This is a genomic window from Pedobacter ginsengiterrae (assembly GCF_039537385.1).
Classification (GTDB): domain Bacteria; phylum Bacteroidota; class Bacteroidia; order Sphingobacteriales; family Sphingobacteriaceae; genus Pedobacter; species Pedobacter ginsengiterrae.
This window is the reverse complement of sequence record NZ_BAABAK010000010.1, coordinates 283,319-301,627: the sequence shown is the minus strand read 5'-3', so window position 1 is coordinate 301,627 and position 18,309 is coordinate 283,319. Positions and strand designations below refer to the sequence as shown.

12 protein-coding genes are annotated in these 18,309 nt (G+C 36.7%); 5 read left to right on the top strand and 7 right to left on the bottom strand.

The annotated features are described in order from the left end of the window. Positions 1–104: 104 nt before the first annotated feature. The 5 genes from ABD692_RS10820 (at position 105) to ABD692_RS10800 (ending at position 6,397) form a co-directional block, all read left to right on the top strand. Entirely contained in the window at positions 105–812 is a 708-nt protein-coding gene (locus ABD692_RS10820) for a rhomboid family intramembrane serine protease (protein ID WP_316756221.1), read from the top strand. Then, positions 805–1,659 (top strand): rhomboid family intramembrane serine protease, encoded by an 855-nt coding sequence (locus ABD692_RS10815; RefSeq protein ID WP_344766869.1) that lies wholly within the window; start codon positions 805–807, stop codon positions 1,657–1,659. Before ABD692_RS10820 ends, ABD692_RS10815 begins: the two co-directional genes overlap by 8 nt. Continuing rightward, on the top strand, positions 1,660–2,775 hold the full coding sequence (locus ABD692_RS10810; protein WP_344766866.1) for an endonuclease/exonuclease/phosphatase family protein: 1,116 nt from the start codon (positions 1,660–1,662) through the stop codon (positions 2,773–2,775). Positions 2,776–2,888: 113 nt separating this feature from the next. Then, a complete protein-coding gene (locus ABD692_RS10805) occupies positions 2,889–3,521 on the top strand; it encodes a nitroreductase family protein (RefSeq protein WP_344766863.1) in 633 nt (210 codons plus the stop codon). Between the two features lie 149 nt (positions 3,522–3,670). Beyond that, positions 3,671–6,397, top strand: coding sequence for an Ig-like domain-containing protein (locus ABD692_RS10800; protein WP_316756212.1), 2,727 nt, complete (start codon positions 3,671–3,673; stop codon positions 6,395–6,397). A 145-nt stretch (positions 6,398–6,542) separates the two neighbouring features. Here the strand turns inward: ABD692_RS10800 and ABD692_RS10795 are convergent, their stop codons facing one another. The 7 genes from ABD692_RS10795 to ABD692_RS10765 form a co-directional block, all read right to left on the bottom strand. Further along, on the bottom strand, positions 6,543–7,499 hold the full coding sequence (locus tag ABD692_RS10795) for a 2-hydroxyacid dehydrogenase (protein WP_344766859.1): 957 nt from the start codon (positions 7,497–7,499) through the stop codon (positions 6,543–6,545). 34 nt (positions 7,500–7,533) lie between these two features. Further along, a complete protein-coding gene (locus ABD692_RS10790; RefSeq protein WP_344766857.1) occupies positions 7,534–8,334 on the bottom strand; it encodes a DUF4249 domain-containing protein in 801 nt (266 codons plus the stop codon). Between the two features lie 3 nt (positions 8,335–8,337). Then, positions 8,338–10,662 (bottom strand): TonB-dependent receptor, encoded by a 2,325-nt coding sequence (locus tag ABD692_RS10785; protein ID WP_344766855.1) that lies wholly within the window; start codon positions 10,660–10,662, stop codon positions 8,338–8,340. A gap of 101 nt (positions 10,663–10,763) precedes the next feature. After that, complete coding sequence (locus tag ABD692_RS10780) at positions 10,764–11,957, bottom strand: multiheme c-type cytochrome (protein WP_344766853.1); 1,194 nt, start codon at positions 11,955–11,957, stop codon at positions 10,764–10,766. A gap of 15 nt (positions 11,958–11,972) precedes the next feature. Then, positions 11,973–13,757 carry a cellulase family glycosylhydrolase gene (locus tag ABD692_RS10775; protein ID WP_344766851.1) on the bottom strand — a complete coding sequence of 595 codons (1,785 nt, stop codon included), beginning with the start codon at positions 13,755–13,757 and terminating at the stop codon, positions 11,973–11,975. Between the two features lie 17 nt (positions 13,758–13,774). After that, positions 13,775–16,762 carry a glycosyl hydrolase family 28-related protein gene (locus ABD692_RS10770; RefSeq protein ID WP_344766849.1) on the bottom strand — a complete coding sequence of 996 codons (2,988 nt, stop codon included), beginning with the start codon at positions 16,760–16,762 and terminating at the stop codon, positions 13,775–13,777. Positions 16,763–16,785: 23 nt separating this feature from the next. Next, positions 16,786–18,189, bottom strand: coding sequence for a glycoside hydrolase family 30 protein (locus tag ABD692_RS10765; protein WP_344766847.1), 1,404 nt, complete (start codon positions 18,187–18,189; stop codon positions 16,786–16,788). Positions 18,190–18,309: the final 120 nt, after the last annotated feature.

Here is an 18,309-nt window from a genome sequence, read left to right as displayed (position 1 = left end):
CGGAAGGAAGAAAAAGAAAGCGTAGCAGGTATCAAGCATCAAAACCAGAGCGAAAAGCTGAAAGAAGTTAATGAAAAACCCAAAAGCAATAGAATAATAAATAAATGAATAACATACATATACCACCTGTTGTAAAAAACCTTTTAATTATTAATATTTTATTTTTTGCAGCTACCTGGTTTTTTCAACAGAAAGGAATCCGTTTAGATAATATACTTGCGGTTTATTATTTCGACTCTCCAAATTTTAGATTTTGGCAACCGCTAAGTTACATGTTTATGCATGGAGGATTTGCCCACATATTCTTTAATATGTTTGCTCTATATTCTTTTGGAAGCTTGTTAGAAACGAGATGGGGGCCTAAAAAATTCATTATTTTTTATCTGATTACTGGATTGGGGGCTTTAGCCTTGCAATGGGCGGTACAAGCTTTTGAAGTTCACCAGTTAATCGGGCAGTTTACTTTATTTGAGGGTTGGCAAACAAAAATTACAAGTCAGGCACAGGCAAATACGCTCGGCTCCATTTATTATGGAGGCATGTTAGGTGCATCGGGTGCTATATTTGGCTTATTGGTTGCCTTTGGTATGTTGTATCCAAATGCCGAATTGTATATTATGTTTATCCCCGTTCCAGTTAAAGCAAAATACATTATCCCCGTTTATATTTTAATAGAATTATCTCTTGGGGTTGCTCAGTTTGAAGGCGATTCAATTGCCCATTATGCCCACTTGGGGGGGGCATTAATTGGCTTTATTTTAGTTAAAATATGGAAGGATAAACAAACAACATTCTACACTTACTATGAATAACAATATTTTTAAAGATTTAAGTTCTAAAGTATTCCGTTCGGGTAATCCGTTGTTTTTTTATATCGGGATAAATACCATAATCTTTCTTTTAACTGCCGTAATTGCTGTATTTGCCTTTTTAACCCGAAGCAATATCGATGTTTATGAATTTGTAAGAAACTATTTAGGTTTACCTGCAGACTTAAGCAAACTGCCAGAGCGATTTTACACTGTTTTTACCTACATGTTTTTTCACGATGGATTTTTCCATTTCTTTTTTAACATGCTGGGTTTATTTTGGTTTGGGCAAATTTTTATGAACTTTTTAAAGAGCCGCCAATTCCACTTCGTGTTTATTGCTGGCGGGTTAGCAGGTGCTTTATTTTTTATTGCAGGTTTAAACCTATTCCCTGCATTTTCAGATAACCTTGGCGGAATTACTGTTATTGGCGCTTCTGGTGCTGTAATGGCTATTATTGTTGCAACGGCAACCCTTGTACCGAACTATGCTATTTTCTTAATGTTTTTAGGAGAAGTAAAAATAAAATACTTAGCCATTGCTTATTTCGTTTTAGATATTCTGGCACTTGGCTCTATAAATGCAGGCGGAAGCTTTGCGCATATAGGTGGTGCAGTTTTAGGTTTTGTATTTATTAAGAGCTTACAAGGTGGTCGCGACTGGAGTAAAATTTTCGAGAAAAAATCAAAACTAAGGGTTGTAAAAAATGAGCAACCAATTAAAAAGCCTACTTTTAAGGGCGTTTCGCAAACAGAGATTGATGAGATTTTAGATAAGATATCTACATCAGGCTATGATAAGTTATCCGCAACTGAAAAAGAAAAATTGTTTAAAGCTAGTAAAGATTAAATGCCAAAGCCTAAATCAAAATATACTTTTTTTGATAAAATATTTTTGCCCTTAACCATTGTTGCGGCAGTTTGTTTGCTATTGGGAACCATTGCAGGTGGGGTTGATCCACGTACAAATATTTTATTTGCATACTTTGCCTTAGCCTATCCCTATTCCCTGCTAATTAACATTTTCTTTTCAATTTGGTGGGCGTTAAGAAAAAGATGGGCTTTCGTTATTGTTATTGTTTGTTTAGTTGGCATTGGATATAAAACCTTACATGCAACTTTTGGCTTTGGTGGCATTGAAGGCGAAAGCCAAAAAACCGAAGGCTCTATTAGAATGATGACCTACAATGTGCACAGCTTTAAACTTTTCGGAGAAAACAACACCATCCCAGCAAAAGAAAAAATGCTGAAGGTGGTTAAAGACCAAAACCCAGATATTATTTGTTTTCAAGAATTTTATACCAGAAAAAAAGGCCAGTTTAATACCATTGATAGTTTAAAAAGATTGTTAAAAACCGACTATTATTATTTTCAACCTGCAGAAGAAAACGATTATGATGCTTTCGGTTTAGCCATATTTTCTAAATATCCGATTAAAGAAAAAGGTAAAATTATTTTTGATGCCGCTGGCGATAATATGAGTATTTACGCTGATTTAGATATCAGCGGAAAACCTTTAAGGATTTTTAATGTACACTTTCAATCGATCAGCTTTAAACCACAAGACTATCAGTTTCTTGATCAGTTAACTCAAAAAACAAGAGGCAAGCTGTATGCATCGAAAAGAATTTTAGTCATGCTAAAACGAGCATTTATTAAGAGAAGTGAACAAGTTGATATTATGAAAAAAGAGATGGCAAAATGCAGTACACCATATCTTATTGCCGGCGATTTTAATGATACGCCAGCATCATACGCAGTTAATCAAATTACCAAGGGCTTAAACAATACTTTCACCGAAAAAGGCTCGGGGTTTGGCAAAACATATAACGGTAAGTTCCCTAATTTTCAAATCGATTATATTGCAACAACAAAAGATTTAGAAGTTATAAATTATCTAATCCCAAAGGCAAAGCTCTCCGATCACTTTCCTGTTAGGGCGGATTTGAAGTTTAAAGATTTTTAAATTCATTACTATCCTTTGTGATAGCAGGCCGCTTTCTTACCATACATCAACAATCGACTTTAATATATTTCAGATATTTGTTTCATTAATTGAAATAAAAAATATCCGAAAATATGAGTTTATTAGAAGCTTTAAACTGGCGTTATGCCGTTAAGAAAATGAATGGTCAACCTGTTGAACAAGAAAAGGTAGATCAAATTGTTGCTGCTGCACATTTGGCCCCAACTTCATCAGGTTTGCAACCATTTAAAGTTATTGTGGTTACTAATCAAGAATTAAAAGAGAAAATTGCTCCAATTGCATTCAATCAATCTCAAGTTATAGATTCATCTCACTTATTGGTTTTCGCAGCGTTCGAAAATTATACAGAAGAAGGCATTGATGCCGTTTTTACCCGTATGAATAGCGAACGTGGCTTACCAGAAACAGGTACAGATGCTTACAAAGCTCAACTAAAAGGTATGGTTTTATCTAGAACTGCAGAAGAAAACTTTAACCATGCGGCTCGTCAGGCTTATATTGGTTTTGGTGCTGCAATTGCACAAGCTGCCTTATTAAAAGTAGATTCTACACCAATGGAAGGATTTAATGGTCCTGCACTTGATGAATTATTAGGATTAAACAAACAAGGTTTACGCAGCGTGACCTTATTGCCTTTAGGCCATCGTGATGAAGCGAATGACTGGTTAGCAAACCTTAAAAAAGTACGTACACCTTTAGAAGAATTTGTTATCGAATACAAATAAAAAATTCAGCAGATAAAGTATAATCGATTACCTGTTCTATTAAGTTAGAACAGGTTTTTTTATGTAAAAAAATGTTAAACACAATCACAAACTATGCGCTCTATTTATAATTAGATATATTTACCGTCTTAGTAATTAATTTCCTGTTCATGAAGATTTTTAGACTTTCATTAATATTAGTTTCATTTTTATCCATATTAAACTTTTCTGCATCGGCACAAACAGATACAGTAAGCATTAACACTATAATTAGTAAAACAAACAAGGTTTTGAACGATTATCCTGCAGAGAAAGTTTATCTCCATTTCGATAAACCTTATTATGCAGTTGCAGATACTGTATGGTTTAAAGTTTACCTTACCGAAAATCAAAACTTTCTATCTGGCATTAGTAAAATCGTTTATGTTGATGTGATAAACCAACGTGATTCGTTAATTCAAACCTTAAAATTACAGGTAAACGGCGGTACGGCAGAGGGTAATATTCCATTATCAATGGATCACTATAAACAAGGCAATTATCATTTCAGAGCCTACACCATGTGGATGCTAAACTCTAATGATCCTGCTTACTTTAATAAAACTTTTTACATTGGAGAAGCCATTGACAAAGAATTAAAAACTCATATCAGTTATAAAAACTCATCAACCGATAAGCAAGAGAAAATTGATGCCCGTGTTCAATTTAAAGACGCAAACAATAAACCATACGCCAATAAGAACGTAAACTGGCAAGTTATTACGAGTTATACCGTTATTGCCAAAGGAAGGGGCACAACGGACGCTAATGGTTTTCTTACTATTAGTATGACTGCCAACCAAAAAGCTGAATATCAATTACAAAAAGGCGAGCTGATTACCAGTATCAATACAAGCGAAAAAGACATTATTAACAGCACCTTTCAACTTAAAAATGCCATTATCAATAAAGATTTTCAGTTCTTCCCCGAAGGCGGAAATTTAGTTGCAGGCTTAGCAAATAAAGTTGCATTTAAAGGCGTTAAAAGTGATGGTTTGGGCATCAATGCAAAAGGTACAGTTAGCGATAGTGATGGAAAGCAAGTTGCAACATTTAGTGCTCAACGTTTAGGTATGGGCAGCTTCATGTTAACGCCCGAGGCTGGCAAAACCTATAAAGCATCTATAACATTTGCGGATGGTTCAACGCAATCAGCTAATCTTCCAGCTGCTGTAGAATCTGGCATTTCGATCGTTATTGATAATACAGATGCAGAAAATGTAGCTATTAAAATTGCCTCTAACGATGCTTTCTTCGAAAAAAACAAGGGCAAAAAATTCTATTTAATTGCGCAAAGTAAAGGTGTTATCTGTTATGGTGCGCAAACAATCTTAGCAAATAAAGAGTATAACACAACAGTACAAAAAAACAAATTCCCCTTAGGTATTGCTCAGTTTACCTTGTTTAACGAAAGCGGTAAACCGTTAAGCGAGCGTATCGTTTTTGTACAGCATAATAATAATTTAGCCCTGGCTTTAACCAGTCCTGTTGCAACCTATGGCAGCAAGAAAAAAGTGAAGATAAATTTAAACGCAAAAAAGGATGGCCTACCTGTTGAAGGTACTTTTTCTGTATCGGTAATCGACGAAACCAAGGTACCTTTTAATGAAGATGGCGCTTCGACAATTTTAACAGGCTTGCTTTTAAATAGTGATGTTAAAGGATATATAGAAAGACCTAATTATTATTTCACGCCAGGCGATGCAAAGAAAGCGGCTGATTTAGATGTGCTTTTATTGACTCAGGGGTATAGAAATTATTCTTACACGGACATTATTCAGGATAAAAAGCCTACAATAAATTTCCTTCCTGAACAAGGCATTGAGTTTTCGGGAATTTTAAGAATGAGTAATGGTATTCCAGTTAGAAAGGGCGCATTACTTTTAACTATTCCTGATAAAAGAATTAACATGGAAGGTACAACCGACCCTGTTGGAAATTTCAAATTCTCGAATCTGGTTTTTACCGACTCGTCTAAAGTAACCATTACCGCAAAATACAATGTCAACTATAAGAATATGACTTTGAGTTTGAATGGCGCTCCAACGCCATCTGTAAGTAGAAATTTTAGCGCTGCTGATGAAGTATTAAACATTGACAGTACACTTACAACCTATCTTGATAATAGCAAAAAACAATATTCTTACTTACACACGCTTAAGGAAGTAACCGTTAAAGGAGCTGCAGTACCTAAGGTGAGCCACAAAGACTACCCTGCTCTGACTGGGCTAAGTCAAATGGCTGATCACGAAATTTCTGGAGATAGGTTAACAGGCTGTTCTTTAATCATTAGCTGTTTGCAAACCATGGCTATGGGAACCACCTTTATTGATAATAATTTTTATGTAACCAGAGATTATAACCAGGGTAAAAAAATACCAATGGGAATTTTTATCAACGGTATGATGATGGATGTTAATCAATTAAATACCATTGATGCAAACAATATTGAATCTGTAGAAGTGTTTTTAAGAGATGAACTTGGATTAGTTAACCGAAATAATAACATTAATGGTGTAATTGTAATTAATCAGAAAAAAGCACCTAAAGGAACTAAAATTTCAAAATCTGAGTTAATGGATATGCTTCCTAAATATTACGAGTTAACCTTTACCCCACAAGGCTACAGTAAAGCAAGGCAATTTTATATGCCAAAATACGACGTTCCAGCAAATTTAAACCGTAATGATTTACGCACCACAATTTATTGGAACCCGCAGGTTATAACCGATAATACAGGTTCAGCTTCCTTCGATTTTTTCAATGCCGACGGTAAAGGTCAATATAAAGTAGTGGTAGAGGGTATTGATGCTAACGGGAATATTGGTCGGTCAGTTTTCAGATATACTGTAAAATAATAGGCAACAAAATAAAGCGTTTGTATTAAAATTATTTTGTCATTCTGAGCTTGTCGAAGAACGCTTTAAATTATTATTGAGGCATTTCGACAGGCTCAATGTGGCAAGTTTTTCTAACTAGATAAATAATAAAGCCTCTATTTTCCTATACCTGATGCGGCAAGGCTTCGCCCTTCAAACCTGCAATAACGTTTTTAGCCACAAGGTTAGCCATTGCACTTCTGGTTTCTTCTGTTGCCGAACCAATGTGAGGCAACACCGCAACGCTTTCCATACTTAATAATGGATTATCTGCCTGCATAGGTTCTGGATTGGTAACATCCAAACCTGCACCCCAAATTATTTTCTCTTCCAAAGCTTTAATTAAATCGACTTCATTATGAATGCCGCCTCGTGCTGTGTTAATAAAGATGGCATTTGATTTCATCTGTTTAAAACTTTGTAAGTCGAATTTATCCTTTGTTTCGGGTGTTAAAGCAGTATGTACGGAAAGAACATCGCTTTGAGCAAGTAATTCCCCGTAAGAAACATACCTTGCACCTATTTCTTTTTCTGCTTCAGTATTTCGATTTCTGTTGTGGTAAATTACCTGCATTTGATAAGCGCCAATACACTTCTTCGCCATTTCCAGACCGATCTTGCCCATTCCAAACACCCCTAAAGTTTTACCGTTTAGCTCAATGCCCAGTTCTGGCGTTGGCTCGTAGTTTTGCCAATCGCCTTTTATAATTTTTTTATGCAAATAAAAAGCCTTTCGCGATACGGCGAGCATTAACAAAAAAGCGGTATCGGCAGTTGCCCCGCTTAAAACACCTGGTGTATTTCCTATCGGGATATTTAATTTCTTAGCTTCTGCAACATCAACATTATCGAAACCGACAGAATGCAAACCAATTACTTTTAGGTGGCTACAAGCATTTAAAAAAGCTGCATCTATTTTATTGGGACCAACGCTAACCAATGCATCAAAATCCTGACAAGTAGCGATCAATTCATCAGCGGTAATTTGTCTTGGTTCAGTCCACTTTGTTATGGATATATTATTTTCTTCTAATAACTTGAGGCCGCTTTCGGCTATGTTGCCGCTTATAAAAACTTTCATCTAATGATAACAGGTAAGGTTTAACTATGTTTCGTTAAGGCACAACTATGCTTAATCTTTGATTCGTTTGAGCACTAAAATAACCCAAGGCACCGTTCGAAATATTAGAAGTAGGATTGGCTGGTGTTGTTCCCTGGTTTGGACCCCTACCCGATTGCTGACTTAAAGCGTACCAGTAGTTAAAAATATTAGCATCGATACAGTGCATATCTACAGCTACCTTATCGCCAGTTAACAATCCCTCATCATCGTCGTCATTTTTAGAGTAGAACAACTGTAAACGCAAATTATTTCCGTTGGTTAACCGATCATTATTTACATAAACCCGATCCGATTGAAGATCGTTAACATACATATTGAAATGATAATAGTTAGCTTCTCCTGCTGGATCTAATACATAAGCTGCAATTGTTTTCCTTTCATTATTAAAAAAGGTATTTACAACAACACCAATCGAATCTAACCGAACCGCAGTTGGCATTTTAGAAATTGCAGTATATGTTTTCCCTTCAACTACTGCCTTCATGGTATAAGTTACCCCTGCTATGCCACGCATTCGCAAAGCATATACCCCAGCAGCATTTTCTGTAAAATTATAGTTGTTACCTCTCGAATCGCTTACAGAAACTGTAGCTCCAGAAACAGCTGGAAAAATGCTCTGGTCATCGTAAGAAACAGATTTACTTATTTTTATTACCTGATCTCCAATTTGATTGGTGATAACCCCCTCAATAACCAGTTGCGGTTCGGCATTGTTGGTATCAATTTCTATAATTTTCTTACACGATGTAAAGAGCAAACACGCAAGCGAGCACAATATTATGAGTTTCTTCATCTTTTAAAATTTAAAATTCCAGGTTACCGATGGGATCAAACCGAACAAGGAGGTTTGCTCTGCAACTGTTTTGTTTGGATTATTGGGATCGTTAATAAATTCGATTGAATAAGGATTTTTTCTAGCCAAAGCATTGTAAACTCCAAAATTCCAGCTCGATTGAAATCTACCCGTTTTTTTCCCTTCTAATGTAGCACTTAAATCCAAACGCATATTATAAGGCATTCTACCTGCATTTCTTTCTGTGTAATAATAAACTGTTTGGTTATTAATTCTGTATTTACCTGCTGGAAAAGTGACCGCATTACCTGTGCTGTAAATAAAACTCGAAGAGAAAGTCCAGCGTTTGTTTAAATTGTAAATACCAACCACCGAAATATCGTGTGTTCTATCTTGCCTTGCAGGGAAATAATTTCCGTTGTTAAGCGCTGCAAATTTTCGTTCTGTGCGTGATAAAGTATAACCAACCCAGCCGTTAAGTTTGCCAAATTTCTTTTTGAAAAACAATTCCAAACCATAGGCTCTGCCTGTACCGTAAAGCAGTTCTGATTCTACATTGGAATTTGCCAGCAACTGTGCTGCATTTTTATAATCGATTTGATTTTGTAACCATTTGTAATAAACCTCGCCCGAGAATTCATAGTTATTTTCCTGGAAATTTTTGAAATAACCCAGCGCTACCTGATCTGCAATTTCGGGTTTAATGTTATTGCTGCTCAAAACATATTGATCGGTTGGCGAGCTTGATGTCGCATTTGTTAAAATATGGATATTCTGTGTGTTGCGATTATAAGATGCTTTTACAGAGTTTTCATCATTAAAAAGATAGCTTAAAGAGAAACGAGGCTCAAGATTGAGGTAATTTTTGTAAAACCGCCCGTTTTCTGCCCTATCTGTAGCTGTAATATTTCCCGCAGGATCATAGGTACTAAAATTACCTGGGCCAAGCAACGAAAATGCAGCCAATCTAACACCATAAAGGAAATTAAGCTTTTCAGTAACTGCCCATTCATCAGAAACATACGCGGCTGTTTCCAGTCCGTATCGTTTTTCTTGCGTTAAAGGGTTAACCTGCGATTCCTGGCTTGTTGTAATGTCGATAGGTGAAATACGGTGATGCGTTGCATTTAAACCAAAACGAAGTGTATGCTTATTACTGAAATATTGGAAATCTTGCTTCAAATTAAAATCGCGAACTAATGAAGTTGCTTTAAAATTTGTAACATCATTTAACAATTGAACGGTGTAATTGTAGTTGTTATAAATTAGTGAGGTATTAGAAAAAAGTCTATCGTTAAAAATGTGATTTAAACGCAAAGTGGTGGTTACGTTTCCCCAGTTATTTTCAAATAAATCCTTAACGCCAATATTATCTTTACCAAAATACCCAGAAAGATAGATGGTATTTTTGTCATCAATTTTGTAGTTTGCTTTTGCGTTAATATCGTAGAAATTCAAGGTACTTCCATTTATGGCCGAATCGGGCGAAAGCCTTAAAAATAAATCGATATACGTTCTACGAAAACTTACCATAAAAGAGCCTCTGTCTTTAACGATCGGTCCTTCGGCTTTAAGTCTTGATGCAATTAATCCAATTCCACCCTGAAATTTAAATTCTTTGTTATTCCCATCGTCCATTTTAACATCTAAAACAGATGATAAACGACCTCCGTACTGTGCTGGCATTCCACCTTTGTACAAGCTAACATCCTTAATCGCATCGGCATTAAAAGTAGAAAAGAAGCCCAATAAATGCGAAGAATTGTAAACAACGGCTTCATCCAAAAGAATTAAATTCTGATCAGCAGCACCGCCACGCACATAAAAACCTGTATTTCCTTCGCCGCCTGATTTAACACCTGGCAATAACTGAATGGTTTTTAACACATCCTTTTCGCCCAAAAGAACAGGTATTGAGTTTAGCGATTTCATATCAACCCTTTCCAGTCCCATTTGTGCACTTTTTACGTTCTCGTTTTTCCGATTTTTTGCGCTTACCGTAACCTCTGCCAAATCGTTTGCCGTTCCTAGTTCCTGATTAAGTTTGGTATCCTTATTTAAGCTGATATTTTTTGTAACGGGAAGATAGCCAGCATAGCTGATTACGACAGTATAATCGCCTTCAGACTGCGTTAAAGCATAATAGCCATACGCATTTGTAAGTGTACCTACCGAAGTTTTACCAGATAATTTTACTGTTGCACCGATTAAGGTTTCGCCAGTTGCTGCATCGCGAACCGTGCCACTTAAATTAAATTTACTTTGAGCTAAAACGACCTGGCTAGATAAAAAGAAAAGCAATAGAGATAAGCAAAATTTTAGGGGCATAGTGGCTAGATCTTTTAAATTATTGAAGCCAAATGTACGAAATACAAGTTCTTTTATATTAGACTGTAAAGCTTTTAACAGGATTGATACTTTAACGAAAACTATTTAGCTGGGTAAATACCGATGTGGTGCGAACGCAATAAATAAGGATTAACATTTTTATTACCAGCCGTTTGAAATGAAATTAGTTTGGACGCCTGCATTGGCATATGGCAATCGATACAATTGGTTTTTAAAACACCTTTTGCCAAGGTAGTAGCAGTATGCTTTTGAGTTTGATGACAACTTATACAACGTTGAGAATAAATAGCCATATTACCCTTAATACTTTCGTGAGAATTATGGCAAGACTGACAGGTCATTTCGCTTTTTTGGTAACATAACGTACCTTGAAGCATTGCTGTTTGATTGCCATGAACATCGGGGTTGCCGCCTCCAAAAGAGACGAAATCCTGTGAATAATAATCAGCAAGCTTATCGCCTGGCTGGAAATTAAAAACAGACTGAACAGTTGTAAGCGTATTTCCAGAATGACAAACGCCACATGCATCCATTTTTTGCTTGCGGCTTAGTGTGTTGTAAATGGTTATAAATTTTGCTTTTTTTTCTTTCGGGTTTTCTAAATGAAAAACTGCGTGTTGTTTTCCCGGCCCGTGGCAACGCTCACAATCTATTCCATAAATCAGTGAACCTTTTTCCATTTCTTCATCCATGGCTAATGCCGAAACCTGTTTTACGCTCGTTTTAACAAAAGAACTGTGGCATTCCAGGCACCTACTGGTAACCTGCCGATCGAAGTACATTGCATTTTTAGGGAAACCCGGGCTATTTGCCCAGGTTTTTATTTCAGAGAAATGAGAAAGCGGTAATTGAAATAATTTTTTGTCTTTCCAATAGGCATAAGTAAAAGCCTTTTCGCCAGAACCAAAGGCTACATCGAATCTTTGGGATCTTATTTCCTTTCCATTAACATAAGCAACCTGATAAATTCCGCTATCTCGTTTTTCAACCTTGATTTTCATAATCTGGTTAAAAGCAAAAGAATTCGAATCGTTTGCCAGCAGCTTTAATAAATTCTTATTAACAACAGGACTAGAGGTTAGGCCATGTGAATTGTGAGCAAATGACTCACCTATGCTGGTGTGGCACTTAACACAAGTAGCCGCACCCGTATAATTTTCGCCTCTTATATCGGCTGGTATTTTATCTGCAATACTCATACACCTGGAAAGGGCAACAATTACTACAGCGATAATACCGATAATTAGAAATATGCGTTTATAGCCTTTTAACACCTAAAGTTTTGTTAGTTATTTTACGAATTGAATATAACTAAAATTATAACCTCCTGTATCGGCAATAATTTTTATTACTTGTTTACCTGCATTTAAGGCTATATTTTTCACTTCGAATGGAATAAACTTTTTTGCTCCACCAGAATTAGGTACAGCAATATCTTTAGCTACAACTTTACCATTTACAACAATAGATATTTTTCCATCGCCTTGCGCTGAAGCGGTATTTAATTTTAAGGTATAAATTCCCTTTTTCGCCACTTTTGTGGTGTACTGTAGCCATTCTCCGCTTTCGATATTGGAAACATAATACTTTTCGTATTTTGTAGAATCCATTTGTATATCTACGCCATCGTTTCTATACATGCGTCCACGATTTCCAGCCGTTCTTTTATTTGTAGCAACATGATAATCGGCCACATCTAGATCGAAATAAGCTTGGTTATTTTTACCTAAATCGTAATCGACAGCATAAATTATCGAACCTTCTTTTACCAGGTTTGCTTTAAATTGCTTGGTTTCATCGCTGTGTGGCTGGCGAATCATTGCATCGATTACATCTTTATGGATAATTGTATTTTCCAATCTGGTGTGAACGGCAAGTTCCATTAAACCGCTGTACACATTACTTTCTTTAGGTTTATTTCCACCATTATTCATGTAATTTACTACGCTATTATAATTGAGGTTAGATTTTATCTCCATTGGATTATTAAAACCAATCTTTTTTAATGGCCACCAAGCCCAACCAATATTGTTTTTTTCGAAAAGGCTAATGGCATCCGTAAACCATGTATTTGAATTTTCGCCTGTTTCACCTACCCAGATAGGTGCGTTTTGCTCCTCTCTGGTTTTAATCATGTGTGCAATAGAAGCCTGGTCGTTATAATTCCAGTATTTATGAAAACTTATTGCCATATTATTATCCCAAAGCGGGAAAACGCCGTTGTAATTATTTCCCCAACCGTTTCCTTCGATAATAATCATGTGTTTTTGGTCGACGGCACGAATGGCTTTTGTTATATCAACCATGAGTTTTTTTAATGGTGCATTAATCTTTTCCTGTGTTCCGTTTTTATCTGCTGTCGGATTAGAGAAACCATAATTCGGCTCGTTAATAATGTCGTAGGCTCCAATCCATTCTTCGTTTTTATAGCGTTCTGCCAGCTTTGCCCAAAGTGCAATTGTTTTTTGCTGATTAGCTTCACTTTCCCAAAGCATTGGTTTTGATGCATCCCGATCTGAAATATTGGTATCATTTCCTTGTCCGCCTGGCGCTGCATGTAAATCTAAAATCAAATACATTTTATTGGCCTTGCACCAGGCAAGCAAACTATCTGTTAAAGCAAATCCCCTATCCAGCCATGTATTTTGGCCAGCAACAGTTTCCTTCTCTATTGGTAAAGTATATAAATTATAATGCATGGGTAAGCGAACCGAATTAAAGCCCCATGCCTTGAGCGAATCGATATCTATTTTTCGGGTGTGGTTATTTAACCATGCATCATAAAATTCTTGAGTTTGCCTGGCTCCCATTAAATCTTCTAAACGCTCGCGAATTTTATATTGCTGGCCATCTTTGTTAATTTTAAGCATGTAGCCTTCCTGCAACATCCAGCCTCCTAAACCAAATCCACGGAGCAAAACATTTTCTCCCTTTGCGTTAACAATTTTCTTTCCTTCGGCCTTTAAAAAACCCTGAGCATAACTGTTAAAACCAAACGCAATAAGGCTAATAATAAATAATAATGATTTACTTTTTTGAACCAGGAATGATTGATTAAAGATTCTTTTAAACATAATAAATAGATTTTCGGTTAAGGTTTTAGGCTATATAATGCTGAGCGTGTGGTTATAAAAAGTGTACTTCCATCTTTACCGCCAAACGAAATTGTGGTTGGCCTTTCGGGTACATTAATTTGTTTAATTTGTTTTCCTGTTTTATCGAAAACATAGATTTCTCCATCGGCGATGTAAAGGTTTCCATCTTTATCTAAGCAAGAATTAAATTCTCCCTTTTCGGCAAAATATACCAAGTTTGATAAATAGCCTTTATTGTCGACCTGAAGACTGACTGTTCGTTTGTCATATTCATCGGTTGCATACATGATTTTATTTGGGAAGCCTTCTACAAGCGCATTAGATCTTGCTAAATCGTACACTATCGGGATAATTGTTTCGCCATCTTCGGCTACAAACATTTCAGTTGGTTTGTTAAGACTAACCGTATTAAAATCGTGCGAATCTCGCCAGCGATTAGCGGGATAAAGCGCTTTATGGATTTTATTTACGGCGCCCATTGGTGCTGTTTTTAACAGTTTTATGGTTTTTTCTGCCTGATCAGGATTAATGGAATAAACCCAAACGCCAAAGCCAGAATTTCCCCAGCCGCTAAACGATGTTCCATCAGCATCGGCTGGGAGCGGAAAAGTTTCGGGTTTACCGTTTACCATATACCCAGGCGTAGGGTAATACTTGAATAAAACCAATAAATTATCTTGCTTATCAACGCCTAAAGAAAGCGGCTCGAATGGAAAATCGGCAACTAAGCTTAAAGCATTCGTTTCAACTGACCATTTGTAAACTCTTCTCATTCTAGATTCGCTGAAGTAAATGTTCCCTTTGCTATCCTTAGTTATTCCATCGGCAAATTCAAATCCCTTTACCAAAAGCTTTGCCTGCGACGACTCTGCTTTTTTATTTCCCGTTGCATTTCCACTAATATATAGCCTGGTAAACTCCCAGGGCCTAACTTCAATACCTGTATTTATATCGTATAACGGCAAAGTTGCCGAATATTTGGTTTGTGCATAATTGTGAACATTCAAAAATTCGATGTTCTTCGAACTCCAGGTTCTAATGCCTGTTGGCGATGGGGTGTTAACTCGGATAACCCTAAACATATAAAAGTTGGCAAAAAGCATATTTTCACAGCTTTCTACTTCCATTGGTAATACGTCTGAGCTTTCTCTACTTTCTTCTTCAAGCTGCATCGCATATACTTTCCAATTTGCTACGCGATTAAATCGAACCTCGTTTCTTACGTGGTGTTCGATAGACATGGCATAAATGCTTGATGGAGTTTTGGTATCAGATACATAAATGCCAGATGTAGAAAATGTATTTGCCGTCCAGATATTTTTAAAAACGCCACCGCCACCATCGGTAATCCATAAGCTCCAGTATTGCGAATCCCAAGCACTATCTTTTCCCTGCAAAATTCTATTTGGCTGTCTGTTTCCTGCCTGATTTGCATTTCGTGGTTGTTGCGGGCCAGGAGTCATAGAACCATGTCCACCAATAAATTTCACATCGTTCATGTAAGATTTACGTCCCGCCATCCATTTACACGCCACGGCAATGGTATTGTAAATCCCTGTGTTTAAACCGATCCCCGTTAAAATATTTGTACCCTCTTTTGGTGCCTCGAGCAGTGCTTTTGGTGGCCCAAAACCACCGAAAGCCTGCGTATTATCGGCCAGCATAAATTGCGTTGCAATTGGACTTAAACCGATAAGAGCGGTATTTTTTTTGAGCTTTATCGTTTCAGAAACCTTATACCAACCTTGAGGTACATAAATATTGGGGTATTTATCAATTGCGTCCTGAATAATTTTGGTATCATCCGTTTCTCCATCTCCTTTTGCACCCAACGTTTTTAAATTTACCCAGGTTTTTATTTCAGGAAAATCGGGAATATCTTTAGGGGCTGGTTTAGGAAATATATTAAGTGGCTGAAAACTTTGAGTTGTTTTATAAACGGCATCTTGTCCTAAATCGTCGATTTGCAAGCCATAAACAAAGTTCTTAACCTTATAAATTTTAGCAATGCCATTTGTTTGGGTTTTACTCATTCTATAAGAAACGAGCACGGGCACATTTTTACAATCTACGTTCCGAAGTACAATCCCATTGAATGCATTATTCTCATTACTGGTGATTATTGCCGGGCCAGAAACATTTTCGAACTGACTATCTTCTATGTATATCTTTTCGAAATAATTAGAATCGACATCGATTACGCGAGGTACGTTTTTAACATTCATCCTCACAATTGTTAAACCAGCTTCACGGGTTTTTATAGCGGCCTTGCGTTGTCCTTCAAAATAAGTATCAATCATCATAAACTGCCAACCTGGAGAAGCTTTTGTTGTATAAATTCCGTATTCTCCTCCAAAAAAACGAACATCTTCCATTTCGTTGCCAACCTCAAACAAACCTGCTTTTCCGTTTCCTGCGTAAACATCAACATGAGCGATAAAACTATGCTGTGCATAATGCGTCCGCAAGGCTACGGCTTCAGGATTGCCATCTTCAATTTTAATATCACAATTTGAGAAAGCACTATAAAATGTACCTGGATTTGCATCGCGAATCGGTTGCCCGTTCTGCACAATTGAACCAGTAAACCAGAACATATATTTTGCGTTCCCTTTATCAGATGGTACAGGTTCTTGAAAGCCTGGTGATTTTTTAGCAAGGATAAATAGTGGCCGGTTATTACCATATCCAATTAAACGTATTGAGTTTGGAATGTAAATGGTTTTACTTATCAGATATTTTCCTTCGGGGATAAAAAGAATTCCGAAATTATTTTTGGTTTTAACACCATTTATTGCCGCTTGTAATTCGTCTGACACATCAGTTTTACCATCAGCAGTAATTTTGAAATTTGCTGGTGTAAAATAAGTAGCATTTGGGTCATCGAGCTTTTGTTTATAAAAAGATTTACTTTTTATGGGATCGGCCTTAACGAAAGTAATTGCTACAAAAACACAAAGGATTATGATTAAATACTTTTTCATTACCATTATCTTATTTTTAACTCTTACCAGATGTAAGTACCTACTGAGCCTTTATCCAAAGTTGCAGATACCATTTTTCCATTAAAACTGATATTGAAATTCGTGGCTTCTTTGCCTGTGTTGGCTACAATTAATACCTTTTTTCCTTCAGGAGTTTTAAAGGCTACGTTTGATAAATCGGGCAACTCATTAGAAGCAATTCTAACGGAGCCTGGACGAACAAATTTTGATGCGTGCGCTATAGAGTAGTATGCAAGATTTCTGCTTACCTTATCTTTATCAATGGTAACTGCACCCTGGCAGGTTGGGCAACCACCTCTATCGGTAAACGGCTTATTTTCAGGATCGGCAGCTAAATTCCACTCTAGAACATTTCTGCTCCAGTTGCGTGTAGCTCCAATGATTAAGCGCCTAACGGGCCCTGTAATGTTTATTGTTGCGGCATTTGGTCTTTCTACAACCATTTGCTCGGTGAAATAAATATTTTTATCTGGATGGGCATCACGAACATCACTTAAAGCTTCTATTTTACCACCGTAAAGATGAAAAGCAGAACCATCGATGTATTTTCTTGCTTCCTTATCGTTCAGAATTGTGATGGGATAATCCGGGCGATCGGCATTATGATCGTAGATAATTATTTTGGTTTTGATGCCTGATTTTTCGAACGCAGGACCAAGATTTTTTTTAACAAAAATTGCCTGATCAGGTGCTGCCATTAACAGGCTTGGATTATTACCAGGATGCAGAGGCTCATTTTGAACGGTTATCGCATCAATTGTAATTCCCTCCTTTTTCATTTCCTGAACGTATTTAACCAAATACTTTGCGTAAGCATCGTAATACTCGGGTTTTAACATACCTCCACGGGCATCATAAGTCGTCTTCATCCATAATGGGGGAGACCATGGCGAACCCAAAACCTTAATTTTAGGATTTATAGCAAGGATCTCCTTCATTACCGGGATTACATCAACTTTATCAAGCCCTAAATCAAATTTAGCCTGGTTTAAATCTGTCTGTCCTTCAGGTAAATCGTTATAAGAAAATACTTTTTCGTTCAAATCTGATGCACCAACGCTTAATCTTATATAGCTTACACCAATATTATTTCCATCGGTTGCAAATAACTCTTTAAGCAAAGCAGCTCTCGCAGGTGCCGACATCTGGATAATGTGCTGTGCGCTTCCACCCGTTAAGCTGTAACCAAAGCCATCAATTGGCTGGTAAGTTTCCTTTTCATTTATTAAAATAGTAGGGTTGCTGTTTTTAGTTGTCGAGAATTTGAGTGCATCGTTTTGTTTTGCAAAAAGTACAGAACGATCGGCTTTGGTAAGCCATAAAGATGCATCGGTTTGGGCAATGGATTGTACTGTAGAGAAGCTTAATGTAAGAGCAAAGCAATAGCTCATCGTCTTTAATTTCATAATGACAACAGGTTAGTAAGTAGAAGATTTAAGGTAATTTCAGAAGCTATGAGCCTTGCCTCGGTATTTTACAGTTTTGCAATATCTTTTGCAAAATTTAAAAGCGTAAAAGGGGGCAGA

Bases quoted from the DNA above. Each gene is read 5' to 3' on its own strand.
- ABD692_RS10820 (WP_316756221.1), top strand. From the start codon at position 105: ATGAATAACATACATATACCACCTGTTGTAAAAAACCTTTTAATTATT.
- ABD692_RS10815 (WP_344766869.1), top strand. From the start codon at position 805: ATGAATAACAATATTTTTAAAGATTTAAGTTCTAAAGTATTCCGTTCG.
- ABD692_RS10810 (WP_344766866.1), top strand. From the start codon at position 1,660: ATGCCAAAGCCTAAATCAAAATATACTTTTTTTGATAAAATATTTTTG.
- ABD692_RS10805 (WP_344766863.1), top strand. From the start codon at position 2,889: ATGAGTTTATTAGAAGCTTTAAACTGGCGTTATGCCGTTAAGAAAATG.
- ABD692_RS10800 (WP_316756212.1), top strand. From the start codon at position 3,671: ATGAAGATTTTTAGACTTTCATTAATATTAGTTTCATTTTTATCCATA.
- ABD692_RS10795 (WP_344766859.1), bottom strand. From the start codon at position 7,499: ATGAAAGTTTTTATAAGCGGCAACATAGCCGAAAGCGGCCTCAAGTTA.
- ABD692_RS10790 (WP_344766857.1), bottom strand. From the start codon at position 8,334: ATGAAGAAACTCATAATATTGTGCTCGCTTGCGTGTTTGCTCTTTACA.
- ABD692_RS10785 (WP_344766855.1), bottom strand. From the start codon at position 10,662: ATGCCCCTAAAATTTTGCTTATCTCTATTGCTTTTCTTTTTATCTAGC.
- ABD692_RS10775 (WP_344766851.1), bottom strand. From the start codon at position 13,757: ATGTTTAAAAGAATCTTTAATCAATCATTCCTGGTTCAAAAAAGTAAA.
- ABD692_RS10770 (WP_344766849.1), bottom strand. From the start codon at position 16,762: ATGAAAAAGTATTTAATCATAATCCTTTGTGTTTTTGTAGCAATTACT.
- ABD692_RS10765 (WP_344766847.1), bottom strand. From the start codon at position 18,189: ATGAAATTAAAGACGATGAGCTATTGCTTTGCTCTTACATTAAGCTTC.